Below are 12284 nucleotides of genomic sequence, written 5' to 3'. Positions count from 1 at the left end.
AATTGTCCCAAGTCTAGTTAGCCAGCCACTGAGCTAACCAGCGACTGAGCTAACCAGGGAGTTAGTTCAAGTTAACCTTGACAACTTTGTTTTTTTCCTCTTCCGCTTTAGGCAAGGTCAGATTTAAGATACCGTCTTTGTACTCAGCCTCAACTTTGGTATTTTGAATCCGAACTGGTAAAGGAATTACCCGCTGGAATTTACCATAACGGAATTCAGACCGCTTGACGCCTTTTTCGTCAGTATTGGTTTCTTCTTTACGTTCTCCACTGATAGAAACAACAGTATCTGTGACTTCTACATTCAAGTCTTTGGCTTCCATTCCTGGAACTTCTAATTTCAGAGTAATAGCATCTTCAGTTTGGGTAATTTCAGCAGCTGGAACATTTTTGAAATGACCAAACTCTCGCAAAGTAGTAGGCACAAAACTATGGTCAAATAGCTGGTCAATTTCCCGTTGTAGGGTGTTGATGTCTTTCCAGGGGTTCCAACGAACTAGAGTCATAGCTTTTCCTCCAAGTTGTAATTGCTTAATTGATTTAGCCTTGTTTTCTGGCCTTTGATTATTATGGTAGGACTTGAAATTAGCTATGACAATTCGGTTTTTATCACTAATTTTATAGGGATTGCCGTTATGAATAAGTGTTCAATCGGGAATCGGGAATCGGGAATCGGGAATCGGGAATCGGAAACAGGCAAAAGGGAATAGGGAATAGTAATAAAGAGATATGAGGATTTTTTTTGGTTAGGAGAAAGCAATGTAGCCTTGGGTTTCATGAACTATTTAGAACTGCTATAGTTAACTTTGATCTAAATTACGGTAAACTAAACACAATTGAGTTCGGTAAACTCGAATTCAATGGTCAGCTAATGCGCTAGGCGCAAGCTAATTGAGGTGCTAATGCGCTACGCGCACGCTACGCGAACAGGTATCAGGTAAGGCAATTCAGTTAAGTCCGATGATGGAATCCACAGATTTTACCCATTCAGTCAGCTACCAAAAAGAATTGATTCTGAAATTACAGGAACTGCTGAAAAAAGAAATTGAAGGTAAAGCTCACTCTGACCGCATTGAAGAATTATCTTCAGCGATTGAAAGTGCTACAGAGGCGCTCAACAACCTAACCCAGTATTTTAGAGAAACTTGACCTCTAAGCATTCAGCGGTCAGCTTATTTTATTCAAAAGCTGTTTGGTGTAGCATGCGCTATGGGCATAAACTGTTCGGTGTAGCGTGGCCATAGGCTCAAAACTGATAGCTGATACGGGACACGCTGATACGCGACACGCTGATAGCTGATAGCTTAGGTTGAACTGTATTTTTCTCGATTAGACTCTAAGCACTAGGTATTAGGCGTTAACTACTAACTAACACCTAATACCTAACACTTAACACCTAACACCTAACACCTAAGCCTCAACACTATATTGACTGATAGTAAGCATTCAGCCGTCAGCCGTCAGCGGTCAGCCATTTCCGTACCGTGCGCGTAGCCCATAAGCTGACAGCTGATAGCTGATAGCTGAATACTTACGACTGATTACTAGGGCAAAGGTCGAAATTATTTTTAGTCCTTGAAGAGGTCAAGTCCTCTTTCGGGTTGAGCTACAGAGGCACCAATATTAGGAGTGATGCCCACAAATTGATCAAATCAGTGATTCGGTCAAAGCCCGACGCTGCGCGAACGACTCTGGTCAAGATCAATCCCAGAACTAGGAAAACCTAGAGATGAAGTCAACAGGGATGGAGTGAACACAGATGGAGTCAGGAAGGAATCAAGTAGGGAATCAATGGGATTGGTAATAGTACCAAGGATATCCTCCAGCAGACTGTCAGGTCCATCGGTAACACCATCCGGATTACTAATCTGGTTGTCGTCACCAATGCTGAAACTGGCGGCACCACTAATCTGATGATTATTGGTGTTAGGGGTACTCATGGTGCTGGAAACCATGGCTGTGCCATGGATACTGAAAATGCGATTGGCCTTTGGCCACGCTACGCGATCGCTTAAATCCGCTGAGGTATTGTCACTAATGGTGCTGGTAGCCATGCTGGTACTGCTGACGATGACTATACCGCCAACAGAGTCGCCCAAGGGATTGCGACTAATCCTGTTAGTAGCCGTCGCCCTGCTACTGACCTTGACTAGAGGGTCATCTGAGTCTACTGTTCGCGTAGCGGCGACCTTCGCGTAGCGTGGCCCAAAGGCCAAGGAGCATCGATTACTACTAATTTCAATCTTGGTGATAGTCGCCGTTTTTGGATCTTGAGGCTGAATTTCGACATCAAACACTTGGTCAATGTCATCAAAATCAATGTCATCAAAATCGATGTTAATCGGGCCATCGGTGATGTCCAAATCACCAGTAGTAGCCAAATCTTCACCAGTTTCAAGGTCATCTAGGGGAGAAATCACTACAATCCCTTGACTAGTAGCACCAGTTTGGTTTCCTTGGTTTGGATTTGCTTGTAGATTGCAAAGGGAATCAAGCACAGAACAGCTATTGTTTATCATCGAGGTTTCTACTCGAACGTCAACAAAGAAATGAGATAGAGATTCCCTGATTGACTTTTTCTAGCTACCCAGGTCGAGTAGCCAGCACATTTTTCACTTTGTCAGTCTAAATTCTATCTAGGTGATCAAATTATTGCTCTCGAATGCAATAAAAATTCACGTTTTATGATCACGACAGGGGGATGGTGCCCTTTATCCATCAATTTTCTGTCTACACTCCCAAACCTCTACAGGTTTAATTCCCGGAGCGTCCATTACCACTTTGATTTAATAAATATTCCCAAATCCGTCGTATTTCCTGTTGATTTTGACGAATATCTGCTTGACTTTGACGAATCTCCTCTTGATTTTGAATAATCTCTTCTTGACTTTGACGTTGATAGGTTGCTAAATCGGAAAACAATTTTAAGGTCTCATTGAGAGAAACTCTTAATTGAGTAATTTCTGCTTGATTTTGCTCGATATTCTGACTATGGCGATTAATGTATCTTGCTGCTGTCTCTAACAAGTTCTCTACTTGAGTTAATCTTTCTTCTGGTGTCATGTCTGATCACTTTTGATTTGATATATTTATATATTATATTCTTTTTTTTATCATTATTACTGAAGTCAATTTTTACTAAAAATTTAGTGCGTTCGCGAACGGAACATCGCGTTTAAATTTGGTGTGTTATTAACCCACCCTAACAACTAATTATTCTATCTCCTCTCTCCCGCCTCTCCCCACACTATTATCCCTACTCCCTACTCCCTACTGTCGATTACGAAAGTACCTAACCCAATTGAGAACTGCTATAGTAATCAAAGTGTTGCTAACTTTAAGGTAGGATAATGACAGACAAAAATTTTGTAGCTGATAACGCTACTACCACAGAAATACTGGAACAAGTTATTGAGGAAATACAGCAAACTCCCCAAGAATACTTACCCAATTTGTTGCAGATAGTTCGTCTGTTTCGTGAGAGTGTTACACAGAATACGGCAGAAGAAAGCTTTCGTCAAGGATGGCAAGAAGCCATGACAGGGAATACACTTCCTGTTTCACAGCTGTGGGATGGGATTGATGCAGAATGAACCAGCCAAAATCCAAATCAAGGTTACACCTGAGTTCAATATCGGTTAATAACGCACCCAAGCAGTGGTAAAACCCTAGAGATTTAATTCCCTGAGCGTCCATTACCGCTTTGATTTAATAAATATTCCCAAATCCGTCGTATTTCTTGTTGATTTTGAATAATCTCTTCTTGACTTTGACGAATCTCCTCTTGATTTTGAATAATCTCCTCTTGACTTTGACGTTGATAGGTGGCCAACTCGGAAAACAATCTTAAGGTCTCATTCAGAGAAACTCGTAATTGAGTGATGTCTGCTTGATTTTGCTCGTTCGCGTAGCGTGACCTTAGGTCAATGGTCTGAGAGTGCCGATTAATGTATCGTGCTGCTGTTTCTAACAAGTTCTCTACTTGAGTTAATCTTTCTTCTGGATTTCATGTCTGATCACTGTTAATCTGATTGATTTATCTATGCTATGCCATTTTTACTCCTTATTCCTGATGTTAAACCTTCCTAAAAAGCTAGTGCCTTCGCGTAGCGGCGACCTTCGCGTAGCGTGGCCCAAAGGCCAAGGAGCATCGCAATTTAGTTTGATGCGTTATTAATCCACCAAACCAACTACTTATCCCCTCTCCCCGCGCCTGGTTACCACACTTACCACGCTTAAAACACGTACAACACGTAGCACACGTAGCACAATGCACGCCAAGCTAGAATGTGGTAAAATAGGAGAATACTTATCAGCAGGTGGACAAAAATAAACTACTATCAAAGAAGCTACTATCCACACCATTCAGGCAAGTTAGCCGACCAAGCAGCAGGTGTTATCGTTAATTCCACCTACCAAATTATTTAGTAATTCAAAATTCCTCAGAATTTTGCCCTGGGCTGTGTTCGAGCGTCTGGATCAGCGATTAGACGATATGAAGTCAACTTTGGGCGAAGAGGCAATACTCCTAAAGTCGGATCTGTTGGTAAATCAGAGGGTGATTACTGAGGCTCAGAGCCAGAGGTTTACCCTGATCGGATCAGAACAGTTCAGTTGTCTACTGTGGGGGGAAGCACAACCGGAGACCGTAACTGGGTATGACTCTCTGATCAGACTGTACCAAGTGGGATTGACCTTCGCTCCGGATGCGATCGCAAACTTTCTTACCCATCTCAAAGACTCCTACCTAACCTCACCATCAAAATTTGAAACCTCTGAGGATGTTCTCAACCTAATCAATAGGGCCGGGGCCTCCCTCAAACCCAATAATCCAGCTATCCAGAGCGAATTTACCCTATCATTAATTGATATTCTGTGTGACTACAACACGGATAACTACAACACCGATGTTCCACCATTAGTAGAGCCAGCTTATCCCTATGGGTCTATTTGTCAACCCGTAGCAGAAGCACTACACCAGCAGGTTGAGCAAGAGCGATTGCTCAATCAGGTGACCAGTCAAATCCGTCAAAGTCAAGAGTTACCCCTTATCCTCACCACAGCAGTTGAACGGGTACGACACTTCCTAGAAGTAGACCGATTAGTAATCTATCAATTTGATTTCCCTTACACCTCTAGTCTCACACCAGTAGAGCCAGCACCTGCTGCTGCCACTGAATTAGGCTGGGGTTGTATTACCTACGAAGCTAAAGCCTCCGATGCTATCCCATCAGTGCTGAATGTGATTGAGCAGGAGGAATGCTTAACCCATGTACCGAACTCTACACATAAATATCAGCGAGGGTCAACGGTTGCTGTTGATGATGTTGATCGAACCTATAATACCCATAATTGCTTACTTAAACTGTTGCATCGACATCAAGTACGAGCCAAGTTAGTCGCACCAATTATTGTCGAAAACAACCTGTGGGGGCTACTAATTGCCCATCAGTGTTTGGAGCCAAGACGATGGCAGGACAGTGAAAAAAACTTTCTCCAAGCAATTGCTGAACACCTAGCCGTTGCAATCTATCAAGCGAAGTTATACGCCCAAGTGCAGCAGCAAAACAACACCCTTGAACAACGGGTAATTGAGCGTACCCAAGCACTCCGGGATGCCTTGCAAGCTGCTCAAGCAGCCAATCTTGCTAAGAGTGAGTTTCTAGCTACCATGAGCCATGAATTGCGCACCCCTCTGACCTGCGTAATTGGGATGGCAGCTACACTCTTGCGCTGGTGTTTTGGTCAGGACAGTTCCCAAAGATTACCTGTAGAAAAGCAACAGCGCTATTTAAAAACTATCCAGGAAAATGGGCAACACCTGCTAGAACTGATCAACGATATTCTAGATTTGTCTCAGGTTGAGGCAGGAAAGTTAGTCCTGACTATCAGCAAATTTTCCTTAAGTAAGCTAGCCAATCAGCTGTTGAGTAGCCTAAACGAACAAGCCTACCAACAGCAGGTGACTCTACAGCTAGATTGGCGAGTGCCACCAGAAAGGGACTGTTTTTCTGCAGACCAACGGCGGGTTAAACAGATTTTGTTTAACCTTTTAAGTAATGGGATTAAATTTACCCCAGAGGGGGGTAAAGTAATCCTACGGGTCTGGCCAGAAAACCACTTAGTAGTGTTTCAAGTGGAAGATACAGGCATTGGTATTGCCCAAGACCAGTTACCATTACTGTTTCAAAAGTTTCAGCAGCTAGAAACCCCCTACCGTCGCAAGTATGAAGGAACTGGCTTGGGGTTAGCCTTAACCAAACAGCTAATCGAACTCCATAGGGGCAAAATTGAGGTGGAATCGGTAGTGGCAGAGGGGTCTTGTTTTACAGTTTGGTTACCCAATCAACCCATAGCACCAGCTACTTCAGGAAAAGTCCTGCCAAAGTCCAACCTAACTCTCAAAGCTCAAGGCACTGTGACCCTAGTGGAAAACCAAGAAGAGATTGCTACCCTAATTTGCGAGATTTTGACCGCAGCAGGCTATAAAGTAATTTGGCTGATCGATGCTTCCACTGCCATCAAACAAATTGCTTTTCTTAAGCCCCAAACTATAATTATCGATTGGCAGTTACCAACTAGGGAGGGTTACGAAATGACTCAATGGCTGCGTCAATCCTCCACAACTAGTGAGGTAAAAATTCTGGCTTTGACGATTCCGAGCCTGCCAAACATAGAGCAACAAGAGATGATGGAAGTAGTGGATGATTACTTATATAAACCGATTGAACCGATGGAATTATTGTACAGGGTTATGGCGTTGGTGGCAAGTTAACTAGAGGTTAGTTTCCTACCCCATTGACCTTAGTACTGTGGTCACTAACCTGTTGTGGTGAGTAACTATATAGCAGTTCTCAAATAGGTGAGTTACCTGGTCCTGGGTTAATGGGAGTAGGGAGTAGGGAATGAGGCCGTCGGCCACGCGGGGCGCGTTCGGAGCAGGGAGTAGCAATGTAGCGAAGTAGCTCCGTAAGCATCGAAAAACTTATTTATTAGTACATGATTGTTTTAATTTGACTTGATTGCTATCACATAAGCATAACAGGTACATAAGCATAACAGGTACATAATAACCAAAATTATCAGCAAATTATCAGCAAATTATCAGGAACAACTCAACCAAGAAACCAATAATATTAATCGAGCTACTAACCTAGGAGTCTTCACTTGATTCGGTGCCAGCAAAATGGGTTTTGAACACTTAGCTGATTAAGTCTAGGCTAAAGTCGCTACATAGATAGTTGAGTAACACACTCAAAGACACATCTACCATATTGATCTAATTGATCACGATCACCATGAAGCATCCAATTATTAAATCACTCAAAATCGCCACCATGGTTACGGTAACCTCTACACTAGCCATGGCATCTAGCGCAACCGCAGCTACCCTCAAGGTAACAATTGAAAGCCTGGCACCGGAAAACGGCACCTTATTTACTCCAGTCTGGGTTGGTTTTCATAATGGTTCCTTTGATATTTATGATCGGGATCAAGCAGCTTCACCAGGACTGGAGCGTATTGCTGAGGATGGCAATGCAGCAGTTCTTAGTCAAGAGTTTTTCGCTAGCGGTGCAGGTTCAGTTGATGGGGTAGTTCCTGGTCCAAATGGTCCAGTTGCTTCCGGAGATATTACCAAAGCCACATTTACTGTAGATTCTACTAGCCGTTACTTCAGCTACGCGGCCATGATTCTCCCCAGTAATGATGCTTTCATTGCTAATGGCAACCCCTTGGCTTTTGAAATTTTTGATGAAGAAGGTAATTTCACTGGAGCTGACTTTACCATTCTTGGTTCTCAAGTTCTGGATGCGGGTACAGAAGTTAACGACGAGCAGCAGAGCACTACTGCCTTCTTCGGTCAAAGTATTCCTGATACCGGTACACCAGAAAACGGAGTAGTTACCCTCCATCCAGGTTTTATCCCAGGTGGACCAATCTTATCAACTCCGGCGTTTGCTGAAGCTGACTTCACAGTGGATGGCTACCAGATAGCACGTATCAAAGTCGAGAAGGTGCCAGAATCTTCTACTACTGGAGGATTACTTGCTATCGGTGGGTTGTTATGGTTGGGTAGCCGCTGGCGTCAGAGTCTTAACAGATTCGCGTAAATTCCTTTGCCAATTGACCATTGACAATTTTGAATTTTCCATTCTTGATTAACAACACTAGATAAGTATAGCAGTTCTCAAATAGGTGAAGTAGACAAGTATTTGATTTTAGTGAGTAGCGATGCAGCGCCTTCATCAGGAGGTTTCTCCTATGTAGCGACTGCATCAAGACGGGAATACTGGATCAAGATGGTAATAGGGAAAAAAGTCTGTGTACCTCATTACTATGAGAACTGCTAGAAAATCAGTATAACCGGAAATCAAATTACACTCTCCGTGCCCGGGCCCCGCGCCCGGGCACTTTTCTTTTCCTATTCCCTATTCCCTATTTCTTATTTCCTGAGCGCTGCCCTATAGCTGCTAAACCTAGGAGTGTAACTAAGCCAAGGATGCTGCTAGGTTCGGGCACGTCTTCTGGGACAACGAAAGCATTATCCTGGATGTTGGTAATGCTTGAGTTCCGGCGAATAATGCCTGAGAGGGTAGTGCTTTCTAGATCTGGATCCAAAGCCAACAGATGCTCGAGATCGTTGAGGTAAAAGAAGCGGTCACCATCCCGTACGCGGATGAACTGGTCTGAGATGAAGCTATTGAATAGTTCACCGACCAATCCACCGTTGAAGGAGTCCTCGGATATTCCTCCAATCCAGAAATCCACATCGTCTACAGACTGGTAGATTTTTTCAAATAGAGTTGCTATTTCTGGGTCAGAAGTAATGCCAAGTTCGGTGTCGGTGGTCAAGAAGCCAGTGACCGGATCCAGACCGAGTTCGATACGAGCCTGATTGTAGCCGGGAAGGCCAACTTCCCTTCCTCGCGCAATATTGAGTGAAGCGAGGTCAAAGCCTTGACCGCTACCATTCGGGGCAAGGAGGTTCCGCACCCCGTCCACTATCTGATTGTCAACCTCTTCAGCGACCTGGGACGCTAAACCCAAAAACAGTGAATCGACACCGTTATCAATCACTTCTTGGGGATTGAAGAAAGCATCACCAAGGGAGATACTTCCGACGGAATCGCCGTTATTATTAATACGCTGAAGATTTTCCGACAGAAGAGTGTGGCCAACGCGGAAGTTAGCATTGGTAAATTCTTGACTGACACTGGGGTCAACGGTGGGATCGTAGCCAGAGTAATCCTCCAAAAGGCTATCGCCAATGAACAGCGGTAGGAATTCATTGTATGTGATCACCTGAATCTGAGCCCCGACAACCTTACGAGCTGATTCGTAGATAAAGTCGCCTTTCTCAAGTCCTGACTCTTCTAACTTCTCCAAAATCACCGGGTCGCCAGCGTCAATTTTTTCACTAAGTTCTTCAGCCAGACGATTGTGCTCTCGCACCATCAAAGTGTGAGCTGCGGTTAAGCCAATTTGTTCGTTGGTACGAATATCCCCAGCGATGAACAACTGTTCTGGTGGTAATGCTCCAGCACCCCTAGTGTTACTATTAGGCAATCCGGCAGTGTTGAAAGGTAGTAGCTCTTCACCATTGATAATCTGGCTCTTGAGCTTTCCAGTACCGTCATTAGTACGTAAAAATTCCGCCCGCACTTGATCAGATCCGTAGACCTGTGAACCATCAATAAAAGAAGTCAGCTCGTTGATCTGCTGGCGCGGATTGCCAAGCCCAGTGCCAGTCCCTTCAGCTGCAGGAACCCTAATAAAGGGTATAGAAGTAGCAGATTCTCCAAGTGGATCTCGACGACGAGTGGCAATGTCAATCGGGTTAATTGGGATGGGGATGAAATCCTCTGGTGGGCTATTTTCCCCTCCCTCATTCAGAGCAAAGTCGTGATCAATCAACTGCCCCCACTGCCAGATCCAGTCGCTGGCCCGGAGGAAATTAGGCACGAATTCAGTCTGGCGCACAATGGTATTGCTAATGTCACGAGGGTTAGGCAGAACATTGCCGGTGGGACCGGTTATTCTTGGTGCGTTAAAGCCATCCTCGTAAGCAGGAGTCAGGAGCCGAAGTAGTGGTGTTTCGGCTTCACCCAATGTCGGGTCATTGGGGTTGTTGTTCAATCCATTAATGGTGCGGAATTCTCCTGCTTCTGCAGGCACAGACATGGTAAATCCTAGGGCAGCGAAAGTGGTTACTGCTAGACCAAGCTGAGTAGGCTTGAGGTTTCTAACCACTTTTAAGTTAGATAAATGATTTTTCATCAGGTTAGTACTTAGGTTAAGATTGCATCCCAACCGCTAATGTGGTAGATGCAGTAAAATACTCTATCTCTTCTAATAAGGTGTTTGGAAAGTAGCTACATGGTTTGCTAAAACCGGGTAATTTACTTTAGTTATCCCCAAGATTCACGGGTTTTCGTCTAAGAGGTTGTCTGAGAAGTCTCATTTGCTACATCCAAGCCCCCGTTGGTCCCCCAATTCTGGGGGACTTTTAGAAGCAAATTGACTCTTGTTCCCCCCAAAGTTGGGGGGTCAGGGGGGCAAAATTCAGTATCAAAAAACTTGGGAGATATCCTCTAAAGTAAGTCTTCACGTAAGTCCCTCATTTATCGCCAGTAAATAATTTTTAACACGGGCTATAATAACGATTACGTATTTCTTTTGGCTACATAATTTATTCCGTATTTACCCCATAGTCAAGATTAAAAATTACTGCTTGCTAATTTTAATATAGCTGGATTTCGGATATCTACCGCAAAAAAAATATAGTTTTACAGAATCTTTAATTCTTTAATTAAAGATTATCTGGATAGAGACGCACAATAAATCAATATCTTGTCAAGCCAATAAATCTTGATTGTAGATAAATATAGTGTAAGGATTTAGGTAGAGGGGTTGACAAAAGCAGAAAATTTAAAGTAGCCATTGATAAGGAAAGCCACTCTACCTCTTTGGGATGAGGAATTGCGCCAGTTTATTAAATAAAAACTGGTGGATATGCTTGGGGAACAAAGCTTGATTAATCAGCTATAACTGGTATAAATACTAAAAATCAGCCTCAAATTAGACTCAATGAGCTGATAAAAATCCCCTTCAAGTGACCTGATCAAAAAAAGCGATAAAGTCAAAACAAAACACACACAACCACAAACCGGAACACCGGAAGGGGCGGTGGCGCGGGGAGATGGTGAGATAGTAAGATTTTTATTAAGGGTAATTATCATCGACATCATATAAGACAATAACCACAGTGCTTAAACCAATTAATAGATAATGGTTATTATATTTATGAGGTAAACATAATTTTTTTTATATTCCCTATTCCCTATTCCCTATTCCCTATTCCCTATTCCCTATTCCCTAAAATCCAAAACTTCTGTACCTCACCTATTTTATAAATGCTGTGGAACCTCTATATATCGATAATCACTTACTGTAACCACCAACAACATGGCAGCTAATTCTCTCCATTCAATTCGTCATAGTCTAATTGTGTCTTGTCAGGCACCCCCTGACTCACCCCTGCACCACCCCCTAGTGATTGCCGCCATGGCACAGGCTTCGATGAATCAGGGGGCATCGGGTGTGCGTATTGATACACCTGACCATGTGGCAGCTGTCCGTAGTCAATGTCCCACTGCTCCAATTATTGGCTTGTGGAAGCAACAGTTACCGGAGTCTGAGGTTTATATTACTCCCCAGTTTCACCATGCCAAAGCGATCGCATCCGCTGGTGCTGATATTATTGCCATTGATGCCACCTTACGGGAACGTCCTGGAGGGGAAACAGTTCAAGATTTAATTAAGCAGATTCACGATACACTGGGTAAACCGGTGATGGCAGATGTGGATACCCTTGAGAGTGCGATCGCAGCACAAGCCGCTGGTGTTGATTTAGTTGGTACCACCCTCTATGGCTACACCGCTCAAACCAGCCATCTTTGTCCTCCCGGCTTTGGCCTACTCAGCCAGTTGGTGAAGCATTTAGATATCCCAGCCATTTGCGAAGGGGGTATTGCCAGCCCCAAGATGGCTCAAACTGCGCTAGAATTGGGAGCCTATGCAGTTGTTGTCGGCACTGCGATTACTGGTATTGATTTGCAAGTTAAGGCTTTTGTCGAGTCATTAGTTAATTGAACATGGTTACAGGGTTTTTCAAGTAGATGAGGTACAGTCTTTATTGGCGCTAATTGCCTTTAAGACCTTCTTACCTTTCTGCCCTCTGCCTTCTGCCCTCTGCCTTAAAAGGATAAGCAAAGTACCTCACCC

At 43.7% G+C, this 12284-nt stretch carries 11 protein-coding genes; 5 read left to right on the top strand and 6 right to left on the bottom strand.

Translation table 11 applies throughout. The annotated features are described in order from the left end of the window. Window positions 1–61: 61 nt before the first annotated feature. Both F6K64_RS15110 and F6K64_RS15105 read right to left on the bottom strand, forming a co-directional pair. Window positions 62–505: an Hsp20/alpha crystallin family protein gene (locus F6K64_RS15110; protein WP_008181645.1), complete on the bottom strand. Its 444-nt coding sequence runs from the start codon at window positions 503–505 to the stop codon at window positions 62–64. A gap of 83 nt (window positions 506–588) precedes the next feature. After that, on the bottom strand, window positions 589–777 hold the full coding sequence (locus F6K64_RS15105; protein WP_154659721.1) for a hypothetical protein: 189 nt from the start codon (window positions 775–777) through the stop codon (window positions 589–591). Between the two features lie 182 nt (window positions 778–959). On the opposite strand from F6K64_RS15105, the gene F6K64_RS15100 reads away from it, so the two are divergent. After that, window positions 960–1148: a hypothetical protein gene (locus tag F6K64_RS15100; RefSeq protein WP_008181643.1), complete on the top strand. Its 189-nt coding sequence runs from the start codon at window positions 960–962 to the stop codon at window positions 1146–1148. Window positions 1149–1663: 515 nt separating this feature from the next. Here F6K64_RS15100 and F6K64_RS15095 read toward each other — a convergent pair. Both F6K64_RS15095 and F6K64_RS15090 read right to left on the bottom strand, forming a co-directional pair. Then, window positions 1664–2518 carry a hypothetical protein gene (locus F6K64_RS15095; protein WP_287265728.1) on the bottom strand — a complete coding sequence of 285 codons (855 nt, stop codon included), beginning with the start codon at window positions 2516–2518 and terminating at the stop codon, window positions 1664–1666. A gap of 235 nt (window positions 2519–2753) precedes the next feature. Beyond that, window positions 2754–3062, bottom strand: a complete 309-nt coding sequence (locus F6K64_RS15090) for a hypothetical protein (protein WP_008181639.1) — start codon at window positions 3060–3062, stop codon at window positions 2754–2756. 287 nt (window positions 3063–3349) lie between these two features. On the opposite strand from F6K64_RS15090, the gene F6K64_RS15085 reads away from it, so the two are divergent. After that, entirely contained in the window at window positions 3350–3592 is a 243-nt protein-coding gene (locus F6K64_RS15085; RefSeq protein ID WP_287265726.1) for a hypothetical protein, read from the top strand. 83 nt (window positions 3593–3675) lie between these two features. On the opposite strand, the gene F6K64_RS15080 is transcribed toward F6K64_RS15085, so the two are convergent. Next, window positions 3676–3972 (bottom strand): hypothetical protein, encoded by a 297-nt coding sequence (locus tag F6K64_RS15080; RefSeq protein ID WP_287265724.1) that lies wholly within the window; start codon window positions 3970–3972, stop codon window positions 3676–3678. 477 nt (window positions 3973–4449) lie between these two features. On the opposite strand from F6K64_RS15080, the gene F6K64_RS15075 reads away from it, so the two are divergent. Next, on the top strand, window positions 4450–6774 hold the full coding sequence (locus tag F6K64_RS15075) for a hybrid sensor histidine kinase/response regulator (protein ID WP_287265723.1): 2325 nt from the start codon (window positions 4450–4452) through the stop codon (window positions 6772–6774). A gap of 523 nt (window positions 6775–7297) precedes the next feature. After that, on the top strand, window positions 7298–8110 hold the full coding sequence (locus F6K64_RS15070) for a spondin domain-containing protein (protein ID WP_287265721.1): 813 nt from the start codon (window positions 7298–7300) through the stop codon (window positions 8108–8110). A 325-nt stretch (window positions 8111–8435) separates the two neighbouring features. Here F6K64_RS15070 and F6K64_RS15065 read toward each other — a convergent pair whose 3' ends face one another. Further along, on the bottom strand, window positions 8436–10277 hold the full coding sequence (locus tag F6K64_RS15065) for a peroxidase family protein (protein WP_287265719.1): 1842 nt from the start codon (window positions 10275–10277) through the stop codon (window positions 8436–8438). A gap of 1188 nt (window positions 10278–11465) precedes the next feature. Between F6K64_RS15065 and F6K64_RS15060 the strand changes: the two genes are divergently transcribed. Continuing rightward, window positions 11466–12152 (top strand): N-acetylmannosamine-6-phosphate 2-epimerase, encoded by a 687-nt coding sequence (locus tag F6K64_RS15060; protein ID WP_008181627.1) that lies wholly within the window; start codon window positions 11466–11468, stop codon window positions 12150–12152. The last annotated feature ends 132 nt before the right edge of the window (window positions 12153–12284 follow it).

The organism is Moorena sp. SIO3A2 (genome assembly GCF_010672265.1).
Lineage (GTDB): Bacteria > Cyanobacteriota > Cyanobacteriia > Cyanobacteriales > Coleofasciculaceae > Moorena > Moorena producens.
The sequence above is the reverse complement of the archived record's forward strand: the minus strand, read 5'-3'. Positions and strand labels throughout refer to the sequence as shown.

What these genes read in the sequence shown, in the direction of transcription:
- F6K64_RS15110 (WP_008181645.1), bottom strand. Translation starts at nt 505, where the DNA reads ATGACTCTAGTTCGTTGGAACCCCTGGAAAGACATCAACACCCTACAA.
- F6K64_RS15105 (WP_154659721.1), bottom strand. Translation starts at nt 777, where the DNA reads ATGAAACCCAAGGCTACATTGCTTTCTCCTAACCAAAAAAAATCCTCA.
- F6K64_RS15100 (WP_008181643.1), top strand. Translation starts at nt 960, where the DNA reads ATGATGGAATCCACAGATTTTACCCATTCAGTCAGCTACCAAAAAGAA.
- F6K64_RS15095 (WP_287265728.1), bottom strand. Translation starts at nt 2,518, where the DNA reads ATGATAAACAATAGCTGTTCTGTGCTTGATTCCCTTTGCAATCTACAA.
- F6K64_RS15090 (WP_008181639.1), bottom strand. Translation starts at nt 3,062, where the DNA reads ATGACACCAGAAGAAAGATTAACTCAAGTAGAGAACTTGTTAGAGACA.
- F6K64_RS15085 (WP_287265726.1), top strand. Translation starts at nt 3,350, where the DNA reads ATGACAGACAAAAATTTTGTAGCTGATAACGCTACTACCACAGAAATA.
- F6K64_RS15070 (WP_287265721.1), top strand. Translation starts at nt 7,298, where the DNA reads ATGAAGCATCCAATTATTAAATCACTCAAAATCGCCACCATGGTTACG.
- F6K64_RS15065 (WP_287265719.1), bottom strand. Translation starts at nt 10,277, where the DNA reads ATGAAAAATCATTTATCTAACTTAAAAGTGGTTAGAAACCTCAAGCCT.
- F6K64_RS15060 (WP_008181627.1), top strand. Translation starts at nt 11,466, where the DNA reads ATGGCAGCTAATTCTCTCCATTCAATTCGTCATAGTCTAATTGTGTCT.